The organism is Ornithinimicrobium jinqii (assembly GCF_045032595.1).
GTDB lineage: Bacteria > Actinomycetota > Actinomycetes > Actinomycetales > Dermatophilaceae > Ornithinicoccus.
Map to the genome: position 1 here is coordinate 36,209 of NZ_JBJFZS010000001.1, position 15,095 is coordinate 51,303.

A 15,095-nucleotide genomic window follows, 5' to 3' on the forward strand; every position below is an offset into this window, starting at 1 on the left:
CAGCGACGGTCAGTCGAGGACGACGAGCGAGCCATCATCCGCTGCGGGCACGGCGCTGCGGTCGATGTTGCTGTCGAGGGTCACGAATCGACCGCGGTGGGCGACCGCCAGGGCCAACAGATAGGTGTCGGTCACCTGCCGGTGGCCCAGGAGGCGGGTGGCGTCGATCGCGTCGTCGGTCAGCGAGACGTCGCAGGGCCAGAACTCATGCGCCTCGCTCGCGAGGCTGCTGCGAAGGACCTGCACGGCGTGTGCGACCGGGACCGGGTTCGGGTACCGCGGTTGGCTGAGAATCCTGACGAAGCCGTTCTGCGTCAGCGCGCAGGACGCCCAGCCGTCGTCGTCCGTGTCCTGGGCGAACCACCGGTGAACTCGCTCGTGGTAGACGTGATCCGGATCCATCAGGGCGAGCAGCACGCCGACGTCCAGGAGGGCCCGGGTCACACGCCCTCCTCGTCCCTGAGCTCGTTGACGAGCTCGTTGGAGACGACACCGCCGCGGGAGGGGAGGACGGCAAACCCGTGCCTGGAGCTCTGGTTCCCCTGACCCGCACCGGTCATGGAGCGTCGCGCCAGCTCGGAGAGGACCTGTCCCACGGTCCGGCCCTCTCTCCTGGCCAGCTCCTTAGCTGCCCTGAGGACATCGTCGTCGATCGTCAGCGTCGTGCGCATGCATCTGATGCTAGTGCATCATATCGAAGCGCACCTGCCCCGAGAGACCCACGGAACGCCTCGGCCCTCCCGGCACGGTCGCTGGGAGGGCCGAGACACGACGGGTTACCGATGACTACTCCCCGCGCGGATCACCCACGAAGTCTCCGCGCTCGCGGATGTTCTCGATGACCGACAGGTCGGCCGTCTCCCAGGATCCGTCTGCGACAGACTCGAGCAGCTCGTAGCCGGTCACGCTCGCCGTCTTGGAGATGTAGCCGGCCGACTTCTGCCCGATCCCGCCGCGCAGCTCGAAGAGCACCGAGGCCGACCCAAGCAGACCGTAGGCGTTGCGGGCGATGCCGGGCGTCTCGGTGCTCGGGTAGCGGGTGATGTTGGCGTAGCCGTAGTTGTCGACCGCCTGCAGCATCACCGATGCGGCACGCTGGGAGTCGGTGATCGTCTCCGCGAACTCGTCTGCAATGCCGAGCTCGGCGGCCGTGTCCACCGCGTTGGGCCACATGATCGAGCCCGTGATCATCCGGCCGTCGTCGTCGACGTAGGTCCCCTGATGGTGGTAGTCCACCATCAGCACCGGCTGCAGCTCGTCCCACAGGGTGCGCATGGCGATCGCCTCGGGCACCTCGTTCAGCTCGTCCTCGCCCGCGACGTAGGGGTTGTCGTAGGGAGAGGCGCCGTAGGAGTGGTAGCGGTTGATGTCGTAGCCGCGGCCAGCCTGCCAGAAGTCGCACCCGCCATCGCAGGTCGGGTCGTAGTTCTGCCGCCACGGGGTCGCGTTGCCCCGGGAGTCGGTCACGTCCCCGTCGAAGCCGTCGACGTTGACGCGGGGCACGATGGTGACCGTGAGGGCGTCGCGGATCGCCTGCGTCTGCGGGCTGTTGTTGCCCGCGACCTGGTGGATCAGGTCCATCATGCCGCGGCTGACCATGAACTCGTTGCCGTGCTGGTTGGCGATGAACATCACCGACGTCGGCCCGTCGCCGATCGTGACCACCGGGATGTCGCGGCCCAGGTTGCTCTGGAGCGGGGCGGGCTCGAGCTCGATGGCTCCCCGGTCCTCGAGCTTCTGCAGGCCTGCCCACATCTGTTCGTATGACGCGACTCCGCTCAGGCTGCTCCCCTCGCCCCAAGGGCCGCCAGGGGTGGTCTCCGGCGGCTCGGCCTGGGCGGCCGTCCCCTGCGCCCCCACGACGGCCGCAGCCAGGACGAGCGAGCTGAGGGCGGCAGGAATCCGGCGTCTTGATCTCATGTCGTCACTCTCCAGAGTTGTGCCCGGCGTGACCTGGTGGCCACGCTCCTTGTGGGCCCCTGTCACGCTAGGCCGGTCCCGGTCAAGACGGGGTTTGGCGCAGGTCAAGACTTCGTCTTGACGGATGCGGGACGCCCCTCCGACTACTGTGCAGCCGGTGAGCCAGCGCGGATCAGACAAGACCGCACGCCGCCGCAGGCGACAGCAGCGCTCCGGCCAGCCGCCGCTCCAGCTCGTGGGCGGCCCCGTCGCCGGATGGCGGCCACCCCCACCCACCCGGACCCTCCCGGCCGAGCTCGACGGGCCGGGCTCGCTCCCGGAGGCGGTCAGGCTCGCCGCTGCGGAAGCGGACCCGCTCTTCCTGCTCGGTCTGGCCAGCACGGTGCTGGCCAGCATCGACCCGCGCCTGCAGGAGCCGGACGACCCGGAGCGGGACGACCCGGACGACGAGGACCTCCTCCCCGACCTCGACCTCGTCCGCGCGCTGCTCGCTGCGGACGCCTGGGAGATGCACCTGCTGTGCCGGGTCATGGCCTCTGTCACCCGCTACCGCGAGATCGGTGAGCTGGTGCGCGCGAGCCAGCCCGACCGCATACCCGCTCCTGCCTGGGTCCACCGGCTCGACGACCTCGCTGTGAGCCGCGCCCTCCTGTCGAGCGAGCCACTGGGACTCTCGGAGAACGTGGTCCTCGAGCTGCACCTTCCCGGCGGTGGGTCGGCGTGCCTGATCGCGCAGGTCGACCACACGCTGCACGGTGCCGTGACCGACGCCTACGTCGCGCCGATCTCGGAGCGGGACTACGTCCGCATCGCCGAAGAGTCCGAGGGTGACCTCCTCACCACCGAGACGATCGACCCCGGCGATGCGCGCGCCCGGCTCGAACCCGCCATCAGAAGCTTCCTCGCGGGCCGGCCCCGGGAGGAGTCCGACAGCTGGCCCGGCAGCCTTCCGCTCATGGAGCGCGTGCTGCGCGACCTGCCGTTCGACCCGGAGGCGGACGGGGGCGCTGCGGGCATGTCGATGGACGAGCGCGACGAACGCCGGGATGCGCTCGTCGAGGAGTTCATGACCAGCGAGCACTTCGTGCTCGACCGGTTCGGGCACGAGGCCGACACGGCCCACGTCCTGGCCTGGGTCCACGAGCTGCACCTGGGCACGGGCCTGCTGCAGGTCTCCCCCGACACCGTGCGCCGCGTCATGCTCGACCTGTGGGCCGACCTGTCGCTGGGGCTGTCGGACACGACCCGCGCAGCGATGCCGGAGGTGCTGCGCGGATGGGCCCGCTTCGTGCACCACCGCACCGGCGTCGACCCCGCGCTCACCGAGGACGTCCTGGCGACCGTCGACCTGCTCGAGCCGCAGTTCCGCGCCATGATGGCGGGGCAGGAGGGGCCGACGAGCACCGCGGAGCTGTTCCACCACCTCCTCGGCTCTGGCCTTGACGACGGCTACCCCGACCCCGACGACGTCGAGCCCGACCCGCTGCCGGACGAGCCGCTCGTCCTGCCGGAGCTCTCGCCAGCCGAGCGGGCCCTGGTCGGGGAGGTGCTCGCGCTGGCCGAGCCGGTCACCCTCGAGCTCTTCGGCCTCGAGGCGCGCACCGCCCTGCGGCGCACGGCCGCTCGGCTCATGGCCACCGACCCCGCCCTCTTCACCCGCGGGCGGAGCATCCCGCGCACCGCGGCGGCGCTCACCTGGGTGGTGGTCGTCACCAACGACCTGGTCGGGAGGTATGGGGTGTGCTCGGTCGGCGAGCTGCTCGCCGCCTTCGGGGTCACGGGCTCGGTCGCCGAGCGGGGCACCCGGATGCTTCAGGAGCTCGGGTGGGACGACGCCGACGATGCGTCCTCATGCCTGCTGCACCTCGACCTCACTGTGTCGAGCAAGCGGCAGGAGTATCTGGGCGAGTGAGGCATCAGGGGCCGGCTGAACCCTGCAAGACGCCGCTCCTGGAATCAGTCGGTGAGCATGGCCGCCTCAGCCCGACGCACCCCACCGCCGGACCAGGTCCCGCCAGTCTCCCCACCGTGGGTAGAGCAACGCGGGGTCCAGCTCCCCCTCGCGGTACACCTTGCCCCAGTGCGGGCGGGCCGCGAACGGCGCGAGCCTCGTCTCCAGCTCGGGCAGCACGGCAGCGACGGCCGCGGGGTCGAGGTGCCAGGTGAAGTGCAGGCCGACCACGTCCGTCCCGTGGGCGCCGCTGAGCCACAGGTCGTCGGCGGCCACCGTGCGGATCTCGCACACCTGCAGCACCGGCGTCAGCCGGTCGGCCATCCCGCGCAGCTCCTCGATCGCCCCCACCGCCTGCCGCCGCGGGACGAGCCACTCGCTCTGGATCTCCCGGCCGGCGGACGGTACGTGGTCGGCACGGAAGTGCGGGAGCCGGGTCCACCACGGGCCGGGCACACCGCCCTGCTCGGTGGCAGGGGCGGGGTCGACACAGGGTATGGGGTGGCGCTGACCCTCCGCGAGCCGTCCCCCGAGCGCCCCGGCCGGGTCGGGACTGGTCGGCCGGTCGCCCCGGCGCTTGACCCACACCTGGTCCAGCACGTCGGGCGAGGTCCACGTCGTGAAGAGCGAGACGCTGCAGCCCAGCGCGGTGACGGCGTCGAGGTCGGCGAGCACACGGTCAAGGGGCACCTGCTCGACCACGGTCTGGGCGACCTCGTAGGACGGTTCGACCGCCAGCTCCAGGGCCGCGACCACGCCCAGCCGGCCGAGGCTCACCACCGCGCCGGGAAGGTCGGGGTGGTCTGGACCCAGGCGGCGCAGCTCACCGTCCCAGCCCACGACCTCCAGCGCCCGCACCTGCGTCGCCAGCGAGCCGGTGTCGTCCCCCGAGCCGTGCGTGCCGGTGGCGACCGCACCGGCGACCGTGATGTGCGACAGCGACGCGAGGTTGGCCAGCGCGAGGCCGGCCCGGTCCAGCGCGGGGCAGAGCTCGGCGTAGCGCACCCCGCCCTCGACCCGCACGACGCTGCGGTCGCTGTCCACCTCGACCGACCGGGGCAGGGACGCGGTCGAGACCTGCACCCCGGTGGTGTCGGCGACCCGGCTGAACGAGTGCCGCGACCCCAGCGCCCGTGGTGACTCGAGGGTCGGCAGCAGCTGCTGGAGCTCCGCGATGGAGACGGGCTCGACCAGGCCCGTGGCGGCATACACGAGGTTGCCGCCCCAGTTGGTGCGGGGGCTCACCCCGCTACTCCGAGCACCGGACCCAGCCACCGGACCCGCCGCACCCACTGCTCCTGTCGGCGCCGGGCCATCGTCACGCCGTCGACGCGGGACGGCGGGCGGAAGACCTGCTCGCGGGCGCGCACGCCCTCACGCGGGTGGGTTCTCGCTCCTGAGTCGGCGCTGCAGGCTGTCGACGTCCGGCAGGGCGGAGAAGCCGGTGAACGTCCCCTCCTCGGCGATCTCCCACGCGACGCCGAGCCACCCGCCCCAGGCGGCGCGGGCCAGCGTGCCCCCCACGCTGATGCGGCGCACCCCCCAGCTCGGCGGCCTCGGCGACCGCGGTGACCTGCGCGATCGTCCCCAGGCGCGGCGCGTAGAGGCAGCCGGCGCCCACCACGGCATACGCCTGCCGCCGGTGGACCGTCTCGGCGAGATCAGGGCGACCCACGACGAACCCCTCCGAGCGCGCGGTGAGCAGCACGCCGGTGCAGCTGTCGTCGATGGCCCGGCGAGCGGCGGCGACGCCCTCCGGGGCGACGGCATACCCGCCCTCGAAGTCGGCGTTGACCGGCACCCGGACCGCCGCGGCGACGGCGCTCAGGTGGGCGAGCGCCTCCTCGAGGGTGACGTGGTTGTCGAGGTGGCCGGCGTCCCACGGGGTCGGCATCACGAAGCAGTCGCGCTCGTGCAGGCAGTGGAACTCGGTGACCCGTTCGTGCTGGACGTCCATGTCGCACCTCGTCTGTGGCCTGGCTCCAGCGTAGACCTGGTGACGAGGACCGACGCGGACGTTCCGGCGAGGTCGCTCTCGCCGACGGCCGCATCCTGCGCACGAGGATCTCCCGCCCGGTCAGGGCTTCGCACACCTACGGCGCGAGTCTTCTTCCCACCCATCCTGACCGACCGGCTCGACGTGACTGCAGAAGAGTTCTGGGCCTGCGTCACTGGTGCACCAGCTCATCACCGTCGCTGCTCTTCCGGAGGATCCGGTTGCGAGGATGACCAAGGACGAGGCAGTGGCTGCCCTGACGCGCGTGCGGTCGGGAGAGTCGGAGTCCTGACGGGGCCGTCGAGCACCGTCAGCGTCTGTAGGCCGGTTGTCGAGATCTGCTCGTCCCAGTCGTGAGGTCGTCACAGTTACCCTGGCTCCGCAGAGCCGACAAGTACTACACTGGCTCGTAGATGGCCTGGTGCGTCTCGTCATCTCCAACCCCGGCGGGTGCGGGTCCCCAGGAGAGGGAGACGCCATGTCCTACTCCAAGATCTTGGTCCCGATCGCGCCCGGCCACGGCGATGAGGCAGGGCGGGCGATGGAGGTGGCGCGCTCGCTGCTGTCCCCCGACGGCAGCATCACCGTCATCGCGGTGCTCGAGGAGCTCCCCGGCTACCTGACGGCCGAGGTCTACACGCTGGAGCCGACGGTCGAGGAGAGCCAGCGGGCCATCGCCAAGGAAATGGTCGACGAGTTCGACGCCCCGGACGTGGAGGTCGTCATCCGGGCCGGACATGCGGCCCGCACCATCCTGGACCTGGCGAAGGAGAGCGCCCACGACTGCATCGTGATCGCCTCGTCACAACCCGGCTGGCAGCACTTCCTGCTCGGCTCGACCGCCTCGGGCGTGGTGCGCCACGCCCACTGCTCGGTGCACGTGCTTCGCACCGCGGACGCCTCCTGACCTGAAGCCACGACCTGCGCGGTCGTGCCGGTCGGCCAGCGCCGGTGAGGGCGCCAGTCGCTATTGTGATGAAGGTCACGCGACATGGAAGGTGCCCGCCATGACCGAGAACCTGCCCGTCCTCACCGTCCTGCCACCGCTGATCGCCATCGTCCTGGTGATCGCCACCCGCAAGGTGCTCCTCAGCCTCGGTGCGGGCGTGCTGGCCAGCGCCCTGCTGGTGACCGACCTGTCCCCCCTGCCGGCCCTGCGCCTGGTCTGGGACGCCTTCTCCGGGATCTTCTGGGAGGAGGGGGCGGTCAACACCTACTACGTCTACATCCTGATCTTCACCCTGCTGCTCGGCATCATCGCCGCCCTGGTCATGATGGCGGGCGGGAGCACGGCCTTCGCCGACTGGGCGCTGGAGCGGATCCGCACCCGCCGCGGCGCGACCATCCTCCCGGCCGTGCTGGGCATCGTCATCTTCATCGACGACTACTTCAACGCCCTCGCCGTCGGCCAGGTGTCCCGACCGGTGACCGACCGCATGCACGTGGCGCGGGCCAAGCTCGCCTACCTCATCGACTCGACGTCGGCACCGGTCGCCGTCCTGGCACCCTTCTCCAGCTGGGGCGCCAGCATCATCGGCATCATGGCGCCGATCGTCGCAGGATCGGCGCTGGCCGTCAGCGACGTCGAGGCCTTCCTCGGGGCGGCCCTCATGAACTACTACGCGATCACCGCCGTCCTGCTCGTCTGGATCGTCGTGCTGCTGCAGCTCGACCTGGGGCCGATGCGCAAGGAGGAGCGGCGCGCGATCCGCGAGGGCCGCACCTACGACGCCACCGAGGAGGTGCCCGGCGAGCTGGCCGAGGACCTGCCCGTGCACGAGCCGGGCGCCAAGCGGGCGCTGGTGGTGCCCTTCCTCGTCCTGGTCGCCGGCGTCCTGACGGGCATCGTCTGGACCGGCTACCAGGCGGGCGGCAGCTGGGCCGTCCTGGACCTGCTGGCCAACACCGCGGTCACGGACGCCCTGCTCTACGGCGGCCTGCTGGGCACCGCCACCGCGCTCTACTACTACGTGCGCTACACCACCTCCAACCCCCGCTTCTCCGCCGCCACCCTCGGCAGGGGCGTGTGGGAGGGGATCTCGTCCATGCTCCCGGCCGTCTACATCCTGCTCCTCGCCTGGATGCTGGGCTCCCTCATCGGCGAGCTCGGCACCGGCGAGTACCTCGGTGGGCTCGTCGAGCGCACCGACCTGCCGGCGGCCTGGCTGATCCCGCTCATGTTCGTCCTGGCGGGGGCGATGGCCTTCTCCACGGGCACCTCGTGGGGCTCCTTCGGGATCCTCCTGCCGATCGCCGGTCAGATCATGAACACCGTCGAGGGCGGGCCCGAGCTGCTCCTGCCGGCCTTCGGCGCCGTCCTGGCCGGCGCCGTCTGGGGCGACCACTGCTCCCCCATCAGCGACACGACCATCCTGTCCAGCACCGGCGCGGGCTGCAACGTCATCACGCACGTCACCACGCAGCTGCCCTACGCCATCGTCGGCGCCGTCGTCGCACTGCTCGGGTATGTCGTGTTCGCGCTCACCCTGAGCCCCTGGCTCGGCCTGGTGGCGGTCGCGGTCGGCCTCGCGGTCGTGGCGGTCCTGGGCAAGGTGGTCTCCACCCGCCTCGAGGAGGAGATCCCCGAGCACGAGCAGGCGGACATCAAGGCACGGGCCGCCTCACGGTGAGGGTGTCCACCCGGGCGTGAGCGGGCGGGGTCCTGGCTTAGGGTCGACCACGTGGAGAACTACCTGCGCTACCCGCACCTGCACCACGACCTCATCACCTTCGTCGGCGCCGACGACGTGTGGATCGCGCCGGTCCACGGCGGCCGCGCCTGGCGACTGACGCACGACGCGGTGCCGGTCACCCACCCCCGGTTCTCGCCGGACGGCGCGCACGTCGCGTTCGTCTCGCACCGGGACGGCCACCCCGAGGCGTATGCGGTGCCCGTCGCCGAGGGCGGTCCGCCCCGGCGGCTGACCTGGTGGGGTGCCAAGAGCACCCGCGTCCTGGGCTGGGAAGGCCCGGACCGGGTGCTGGTCGCCTCCCACGCGGGGCAGCCCAACCTGCGTCATCTCGTCGTCCGCTCGGTCGGGCTCGACGGGTCGGTGCGGACGCCGCCCTGGGGCCCGGCCTGGGGGGTGTCGGTCCGGGAGGACGGCACGGTCGCGCTGGCGACACCAGGCAGCCGGCCACCGGCGCACTGGAAGCGCTACCGGGGCGGCACCGCCCCGCACCTGTGGCTCGGCCGCGGCGACCCCGCAGCAGGTCTGGAGTGGGAGCGCGTCCTGCGCGAGGAGACCGCCGGCATCGTCGACCCGATGTGGGTGGACGGCCGGCTGGTGTTCGTCTCCGACCGTGCCGCCCTCCTTCCCGGGACGGCTGAGGAGGCCGACCGGCAGGCCAACCTGTGGGTGTTCGCCGTCGGCGACGTGACCGCCGACAGCGTGCCGGAGCAGCTGACCGACCAGGGGCCGGACCTGGGCTACGTCCGGGACGGCGCCACCGACGGCCACCGGATCGTCTGGCACAGCCGCGGCCGGCTCTGGCTGCTGGACGGTCTCGACGCCAGCCCCCGCGAGGTGACGGTGAGCCTGCCGGGGGCGGGGGCGACGCCATACTCCCTCTCGCCCACCGCCCAGCTCGGCCCGTTGCGCCCCGACCACGGCGGCGACGCGAGCCTGGTGAGCTGGCACGGCGGCCTCCACTGGCTCGCGCACCGCGAGGGGCCCGCGCGGGCCCTGGTCGCGGACGGAGCGGTCCGGGCGCGGGAAGCAGGGTTCCTGGGGCGTACCGGCAGTGCCGTCGTCGTCACGGACGCCGACGGGGAGGACCGGCTGGAGGTGCACGACCTCGCCGGCAGCGCCGGCGAGGGTCCGCGCGTCGTCGCCTCCGGGCGGCTCGGTCGGGTGCTGCACCTGGTCAGCGACCCGGCGGGCGAGCGCGTGGCCACGGTCTCGCACGACGGCGCCGTCCGGCTCGTCGACCTGGGCGTCACGGACGCCGCCTCTGACGCCGGCGACGGCGCTGTGCGGGAGGTGGCGCTGTCCGACCAGGGCGAGGCACTCTCGCCGTCCTTCTCCCCCGACGGGCGTTACCTGCTGTGGTCGCAGCCGACGGAGGGCGAGTCGGGGCTGCACCGGCTGATGGTGGTCGACACCAGCGACCCGGCCACCCACCCGGTGGCGCTGACCTCCGGCACGTTCCACGACCACGACCCGGCCTTCACCCGCGACGGCAAGCACGTGGTCTTCCTGTCCGAACGGACCTTCGACCCCGACTACGACGCCCACGAGTTCGCGCTGTCCTTCTCCGGCTCGACGCGCCCGTGGCTGATCCCGCTGGCCGCGGACCAGGCGCCCCCGTTCGGGCCGACCGCCCAGGGCTGGCGGCTGAGCGAGGCCGAGGACGACGCGAAGGGCAAGCACCACCCGGGTGAGGGAGGAGCGGGTGAGCCGGAGGACGACGAGAGGCCGCCCGCCTCCCCCGACCTGGACGCCGAGGGGGCCGAGCAGCGCGTCGTGCCGTTCCCGGTGCCGAGCGGTCGCTACCGCGCCCTGCGGGTGGTCAAGGACGGCGTCGTCTGGGTCCGCGAGGCCGGGGAGACCGGCGTGCTCGGCACCCGCCGCGCCGGGGTCACCGCCGAGCCCGGCACCGACAGCGTGGAGCTGTGGTCCTTCCCGAAGCGGGCCGTGGAGACGGTCGTCGACAAGGTGGGGACGGTCGAGGTGTCCGGCGACGGCGAACGGCTCGTGGTGCGGCACAAGGACACCGTCACCGTCACCCCGGCCGGCCGCAAGCCTGAGGAGGGCGACCCCTCGGTGGTCACGGTCGACCTCGGCCGGCTGCGCCGCGAGGTCTCGCCGCGGGAGCTGTGGCGGCAGATGTTCGAGGAGAACGGCCGGATCATGCGCGACCACTACTGGCGCGCGGACATGGACGGCGTCGACTGGGCCGGTGTGCTGAGGCGGTGGCGTCCGGTCCTGGAGGCGGTCGCCACCCACGACGACCTCGTCGACCTGCTCTGGGAGACGGTGGGCGAGCTCAACACCTCCCACGCCTACGTCATGCCCCCCGAGCGGCCCGACCCGCAGGTCGCCAGGCGCAGGCTGGGGCTGCTCGGCGCCGACCTGTCCCCCACGGACGAGGGCTGGCGCATCGAGCGGATCCTGCCGGGCGAGTCCAGCGAGCCCGAGGCTCGCTCGCCGCTGGAGGCCGCCGGTGTCGGTGCCCGGGCCGGCGACGTGGTCGTGGCCGTGGACGGCGCGCCGGTCGATGCGGCATACGGTCCCGCGACGCGGCTCCTCGGCGCGGCCGGCAAGCCGGTCGAGCTGACCCTGCGCCGGGACGGCACCGACCGTCGCGTGGTCGTGGTGCCGCTGCCCGACGAGGAGGTCCTGCGCTACCAGGACTGGGTGCGGTCGCGGCGGGAGTACGTGCGCGAGCGCTCCGGTGGGCGGCTGGGCTACGTCCACGTGCCCGACATGACGAGCTACGGCTGGGCGCAGCTGCACCGCGACCTGCGCCACGCGAGCGCACGCGAGGGCCTGGTCGTCGACGTGCGCTACAACCGGGGCGGCCACACCAGCCAGCTCGTCCTGGCCCGGCTGGTCGGCAAGGCGGTCGGCTGGGCGCCCGCCCGGCACCACGCGGTGCCCGGTCGCTACCCGGCGACCTCGCCGCGCGGGCCGGTCGTGCTCGTCGCCAACGAGTACTCCGGCTCCGACGGCGACATCGTCAACGCCGCCGGGCAGGCGATGGGGCTGGGCCCGGTCGTCGGCGTGCGCACGTGGGGCGGCGTGGTCGGCATCGACGGCCGCTTCGACCTCGTCGACGGCACCGCGATCACGCAGCCACGCTACGCGTTCTGGCTCCAGGGCAAGGGGTGGGGCGTGGAGAACCACGGCGTCGACCCGGACATCGAGGTCGAGCACACCCCGGGGCACTTCTTCGGGGAGGACGACCCGCAGCTCGACCGGGCGATGAGCGAGGCGTTGCGGATGCTCGAGGAGAAGCCGGCGCTCACCGCGCCAGGGCTGCCGGCACCGCGGGTGCGGCGGTAGGTCGTCGCCATAGGGTGAAGGTCCTCGACCCGCGCTCCCGGAGGTGCCATGTCCATCCTCGCCCAGCTCGCAGACGCCCTGCGCGACGGCAGCATCGAGGTCGTCGACCTCACCGCGCCGCTGTCCTCGCAGACCCCGCTCCTGGAGCTCCCGCCGAACTTCGGGCAGACCGCCCCGTTCCAGCTCGAGGAGATCAGTCGCTACGACGACCGCGGCCCGGCCTGGTACTGGAACAACTTCCGCACCGGCGAGCACACCGGGACCCACTTCGACGCGCCGCTGCACTGGGTGACGGGCCAGCACCTCGACGACATCTCCTCGGTCCCCGTGACGATGTTCGTGCGCCCCGCGGCGGTCCTGGACGTCACCGCCCAGGTCGAGGCCGACCCCGACTTGCTTCTCGAGCGCGCGCACGTCGACGCCTGGGTGGCCGAGCACGGCGAGCTGCCCAGCGGCGGCTGGCTGCTGTGCCGCACCGGCTGGTCGAGCCGCACCACCCAGCAGGACATGATCAACAACACCGAGACGGGCCCGACCAGCCCGGGTATGTCGCCGGAGTGCGCCCGGTGGGTCGCCGAGGAGACCGACCTCATCGGGATCGGCGTGGAGACCGTCGGCACCGACGCCGGGGCCGCCCACTCCTTCGACCCGGCCTTCCCCTGCCACAGCCTGCTGCTCGGCGCGGGCAAGTACGGCCTCGCCCAGCTGCAGAACCTCGACCGGCTGCCGCCCACCGGCGCGATGGTCGTCGCGCCGCCGCTGAAGATCGTCGACGGCTCGGGCTCGCCCGTGCGGGTGCTCGCCCTCGTCGAGCGCTGACGTGCTCGTCGCGGAGGCCGTCGGCCGGGCCCTCGTCGCCTGCGGCGTCGACCACGTCTTCGGCGTCGTCGGGTCGGGCAACTTCCACGTCACCAATGCCATGGTCGACGCGGGGGCCCGCTTCGTGGCGACCCGGCACGAGGCGGGTGGCGCGACGGCGGCGGACGGGTATGCCCGCACCTCGGGTCGCCCTGCCGCCGTCACCCTGCACCAGGGCTGCGGCTTCACCAACGCCCTCACCGGGATCACGGAGGCGGCCAAGAGCCGAACACCGCTCGTCGTGGTGGCGGCCGAGGTGCGGGAGCCGCGGTCCAACTTCTTCGTCGACCAGGAGGCGATGGCCCGTGCCGTCGGCGCGGTGCCGCACCGGGTCACCTCGGCCGCGGAGGCGGTCGCGCAGGCGGTGGCCGCCGTCGCCGAGGCGGTCCACGGCCGACGCACCGTCGTCCTCAACCTGCCGCTGACGGTGCAGGGCGAGGAGGTCGCCGACGACGCCCTGGGCAGCGTGGCGCTGCCGCCCGCACCTCCTGGGGTCGCGCCGTCCGCGTCTGACGTGGACCGTCTCGTGGCCGCACTGTCGGCCGCCGAGCGCCCGGTCTTCGTGGTCGGCCGGGGCGGCCGGTCGGCCGGGGCGCGGGACGCCCTCCGGACCCTGGGCGAGCGGTCCGGGGCCCTGCTGGCCACCTCCGCCGTGGCCAGGGGCCTCTTCTCCGCCGACCCGTGGCAGCTGGACGTCTCCGGCGGCTTCTCCTCCCCGCTCACCGCCGAGCTGGTGAGCGACGCCGACCTGATCGTCGGGTGGGGGTGCGCCCTCAACATGTGGACGATGCGCCACGGCCGGCTCATCGGCCCCGGCACGACCGTCGTCCAGGTCGACGACACGCCCGACGCGCTCGGCGCCCACCGGGACCTCGCGTTCGGCGTGGTCGGCGACGTGGCCGTGACCGCCCGGGCGGTGACCGACGCGCTCGGCGCGCCGCGCACGGCATACCGGAGCCCGGCGGTGCGCGACCGCCTGGCGCGGGAGCTGCGCTGGCGCGACGTCCCCTTCGAGGACGTGAGCGGCGCGGGGCGGATCGACCCGCGGACGCTGAGCATCGCGCTCGACGACCTGCTCCCGGCGCAGCGGGTGGTCGCCGTCGACTCGGGCAACTTCATGGGCTACCCGAGCATGTTCCTGCAGGTCCCCGACGAGCAGGGGTTCTGCTTCACCCAGGCCTTCCAGTCGGTCGGGCTCGGGCTCGCCACGGCGATCGGGGCCGCCCTGGCGCGGCCCGACCGGCTGCCGGTCGCGGCGCTGGGCGACGGCGGGGCCCTGATGGGTGCCAGCGAGCTGGAGACGCTCGTGCGCCTGGGGCTGCCGATGCTCGTCGTGGTCTACGACGACGAGGCCTACGGGGCCGAGGTGCACCACTTCGGGCCGGACGGGCACGACCTGTCGACCGTGCGCTTCCCGCCCACCGACCTCGCGGCCGTCGGTCGCGGCTTCGGCATGGAGTCGGTCACGGTGCGGTCGCCGGAGGACCTGGACGCCGTCCGGGCCTGGGTCGCCTCCGGACCGACCGGACCGATGCTCGTGCAGGCGAAGGTGACCCGGGACGAGCCGGCGTGGTGGCTCGAGGAGGCGTTCCGCGGGCACTGATCGGCGCCTGCGGAGGGTCTCACCCCGGTACTGTGCTGACGTGCGCCAGATCCTGGATCTCATCTCCGCCCTGGAGGTGGCCGGCGTGTCCTACGTGGTCGTGGGGGGCGTCGCCGTCGTGCTGCGAGGGCACGCGCGGATGACGGTCGACCTGGACCTGGCGCTCGACCTTGCGGCAGACAACGTCCTAGCCACCATGGACGTCCTGCGTGAGGCTGGCCTGATGCCCCGCCTGCCCGTGCCGGCCGAGCAGTTCGCCGATCCGGAGGTGCGTCGCACCTGGGTCGAGCAGCGCAACCTCGTCGCCTTCTCGATGCACGACCCGGAGGACGCGCTGCGGGAGGTTGATCTCCTGGCGACGACCCCGGTCCCGTTCTCTGCTCTGCTGGCGGGATCGGACGTCCTCCGCGTCGACGGCGTCCCCGTCCGGGTGGCGTCCGTCGAGCACCTGATCGCGATGAAACGGGCCTCCGGCCGGCCGCAGGACCTCGCGGACATCGACGTGTTGTCCGAACTGGTCAGCGCTCCTATCGTGGACGACGATGACCGCCACGACACCTGAGGACATCTGGCACGGGACGTCGGACGCACGTGCCGTCATCCGGGCGCGGGCGGCCACCACGCCGGGCCAACGGCTCGCCTGGCTCGAGGAGAGCCTGCTGCTGGCCCTGGCTTCCGGGGCCCTGGCCCGCGACCGCGCGCAACGGCAGAGCGCGGCCGACGCCTGGGCGAGAACTCCCCGGCGCCGAGACTGAGGCT

Annotated in this window: 13 protein-coding genes; 8 read left to right on the forward strand and 5 right to left on the reverse strand. The window is 72.7% G+C overall.

What is annotated here, in order from left to right; translation table 11 throughout:
* Positions 1 to 9 precede the first annotated feature (9 nt).
* The 3 genes from ACI3ET_RS00085 to ACI3ET_RS00095 form a co-directional block, all read right to left on the reverse strand.
* On the reverse strand, positions 10 to 444 hold the full coding sequence (locus ACI3ET_RS00085) for a TA system VapC family ribonuclease toxin (RefSeq protein WP_405030851.1): 435 nt from the start codon (positions 442 to 444) through the stop codon (positions 10 to 12).
* A complete protein-coding gene (locus ACI3ET_RS00090) occupies positions 441 to 671 on the reverse strand; it encodes a hypothetical protein (protein ID WP_405030852.1) in 231 nt (76 codons plus the stop codon). Before ACI3ET_RS00090 ends, ACI3ET_RS00085 begins: the two co-directional genes overlap by 4 nt.
* Before the next feature lie 115 nt (positions 672 to 786).
* The gene (locus ACI3ET_RS00095) at positions 787 to 1,920 is read right to left on the reverse strand and encodes a M14 family zinc carboxypeptidase (protein ID WP_405030853.1); all 1,134 of its coding nucleotides are present in this window, start codon (positions 1,918 to 1,920) and stop codon (positions 787 to 789) included.
* A 157-nt stretch (positions 1,921 to 2,077) separates the two neighbouring features.
* On the opposite strand from ACI3ET_RS00095, the gene ACI3ET_RS00100 reads away from it, so the two are divergent.
* Positions 2,078 to 3,832, forward strand: coding sequence for a hypothetical protein (locus tag ACI3ET_RS00100; RefSeq protein WP_405030854.1), 1,755 nt, complete (start codon positions 2,078 to 2,080; stop codon positions 3,830 to 3,832).
* Positions 3,833 to 3,898: 66 nt separating this feature from the next.
* Here ACI3ET_RS00100 and ACI3ET_RS00105 read toward each other — a convergent pair whose 3' ends face one another.
* Positions 3,899 to 5,116, reverse strand: coding sequence for an FAD-binding protein (locus tag ACI3ET_RS00105; RefSeq protein ID WP_405030855.1), 1,218 nt, complete (start codon positions 5,114 to 5,116; stop codon positions 3,899 to 3,901).
* 73 nt (positions 5,117 to 5,189) lie between these two features.
* Positions 5,190 to 5,828, reverse strand: a complete 639-nt coding sequence (locus ACI3ET_RS00110; RefSeq protein ID WP_405030856.1) for an isocitrate lyase/phosphoenolpyruvate mutase family protein — start codon at positions 5,826 to 5,828, stop codon at positions 5,190 to 5,192.
* Between the two features lie 517 nt (positions 5,829 to 6,345).
* Between ACI3ET_RS00110 and ACI3ET_RS00115 the strand changes: the two genes are divergently transcribed.
* From ACI3ET_RS00115 to ACI3ET_RS00145, 7 genes are all read left to right on the forward strand, one after another.
* Positions 6,346 to 6,774, forward strand: a complete 429-nt coding sequence (locus ACI3ET_RS00115; RefSeq protein ID WP_405030857.1) for a universal stress protein — start codon at positions 6,346 to 6,348, stop codon at positions 6,772 to 6,774.
* 100 nt (positions 6,775 to 6,874) lie between these two features.
* Positions 6,875 to 8,497 (forward strand): Na+/H+ antiporter NhaC family protein, encoded by a 1,623-nt coding sequence (locus tag ACI3ET_RS00120; protein WP_405030858.1) that lies wholly within the window; start codon positions 6,875 to 6,877, stop codon positions 8,495 to 8,497.
* Positions 8,498 to 8,548: 51 nt separating this feature from the next.
* On the forward strand, positions 8,549 to 11,875 hold the full coding sequence (locus ACI3ET_RS00125) for a S41 family peptidase (RefSeq protein ID WP_405030859.1): 3,327 nt from the start codon (positions 8,549 to 8,551) through the stop codon (positions 11,873 to 11,875).
* Between the two features lie 48 nt (positions 11,876 to 11,923).
* Positions 11,924 to 12,694, forward strand: coding sequence for a cyclase family protein (locus ACI3ET_RS00130; protein WP_405030860.1), 771 nt, complete (start codon positions 11,924 to 11,926; stop codon positions 12,692 to 12,694).
* 1 nt (position 12,695) lies between these two features.
* Positions 12,696 to 14,336, forward strand: coding sequence for a thiamine pyrophosphate-binding protein (locus ACI3ET_RS00135; protein WP_405030861.1), 1,641 nt, complete (start codon positions 12,696 to 12,698; stop codon positions 14,334 to 14,336).
* A 40-nt stretch (positions 14,337 to 14,376) separates the two neighbouring features.
* Positions 14,377 to 14,898: a hypothetical protein gene (locus tag ACI3ET_RS00140; RefSeq protein WP_405030862.1), complete on the forward strand. Its 522-nt coding sequence runs from the start codon at positions 14,377 to 14,379 to the stop codon at positions 14,896 to 14,898.
* Positions 14,879 to 15,091: a hypothetical protein gene (locus ACI3ET_RS00145; RefSeq protein WP_405030863.1), complete on the forward strand. Its 213-nt coding sequence runs from the start codon at positions 14,879 to 14,881 to the stop codon at positions 15,089 to 15,091. The genes ACI3ET_RS00140 and ACI3ET_RS00145 overlap by 20 nt, the downstream gene beginning before the upstream one ends.
* Positions 15,092 to 15,095 lie beyond the last annotated feature (4 nt).

Excerpts from the sequence above, each read along its gene's own strand:
- ACI3ET_RS00095 (WP_405030853.1), bottom strand. The coding sequence starts at position 1,920 with ATGAGATCAAGACGCCGGATTCCTGCCGCCCTCAGCTCGCTCGTCCTG.
- ACI3ET_RS00115 (WP_405030857.1), top strand. The coding sequence starts at position 6,346 with ATGTCCTACTCCAAGATCTTGGTCCCGATCGCGCCCGGCCACGGCGAT.
- ACI3ET_RS00090 (WP_405030852.1), bottom strand. The coding sequence starts at position 671 with ATGCGCACGACGCTGACGATCGACGACGATGTCCTCAGGGCAGCTAAG.
- ACI3ET_RS00120 (WP_405030858.1), top strand. The coding sequence starts at position 6,875 with ATGACCGAGAACCTGCCCGTCCTCACCGTCCTGCCACCGCTGATCGCC.
- ACI3ET_RS00145 (WP_405030863.1), top strand. The coding sequence starts at position 14,879 with ATGACCGCCACGACACCTGAGGACATCTGGCACGGGACGTCGGACGCA.
- ACI3ET_RS00110 (WP_405030856.1), bottom strand. The coding sequence starts at position 5,828 with ATGGACGTCCAGCACGAACGGGTCACCGAGTTCCACTGCCTGCACGAG.
- ACI3ET_RS00130 (WP_405030860.1), top strand. The coding sequence starts at position 11,924 with ATGTCCATCCTCGCCCAGCTCGCAGACGCCCTGCGCGACGGCAGCATC.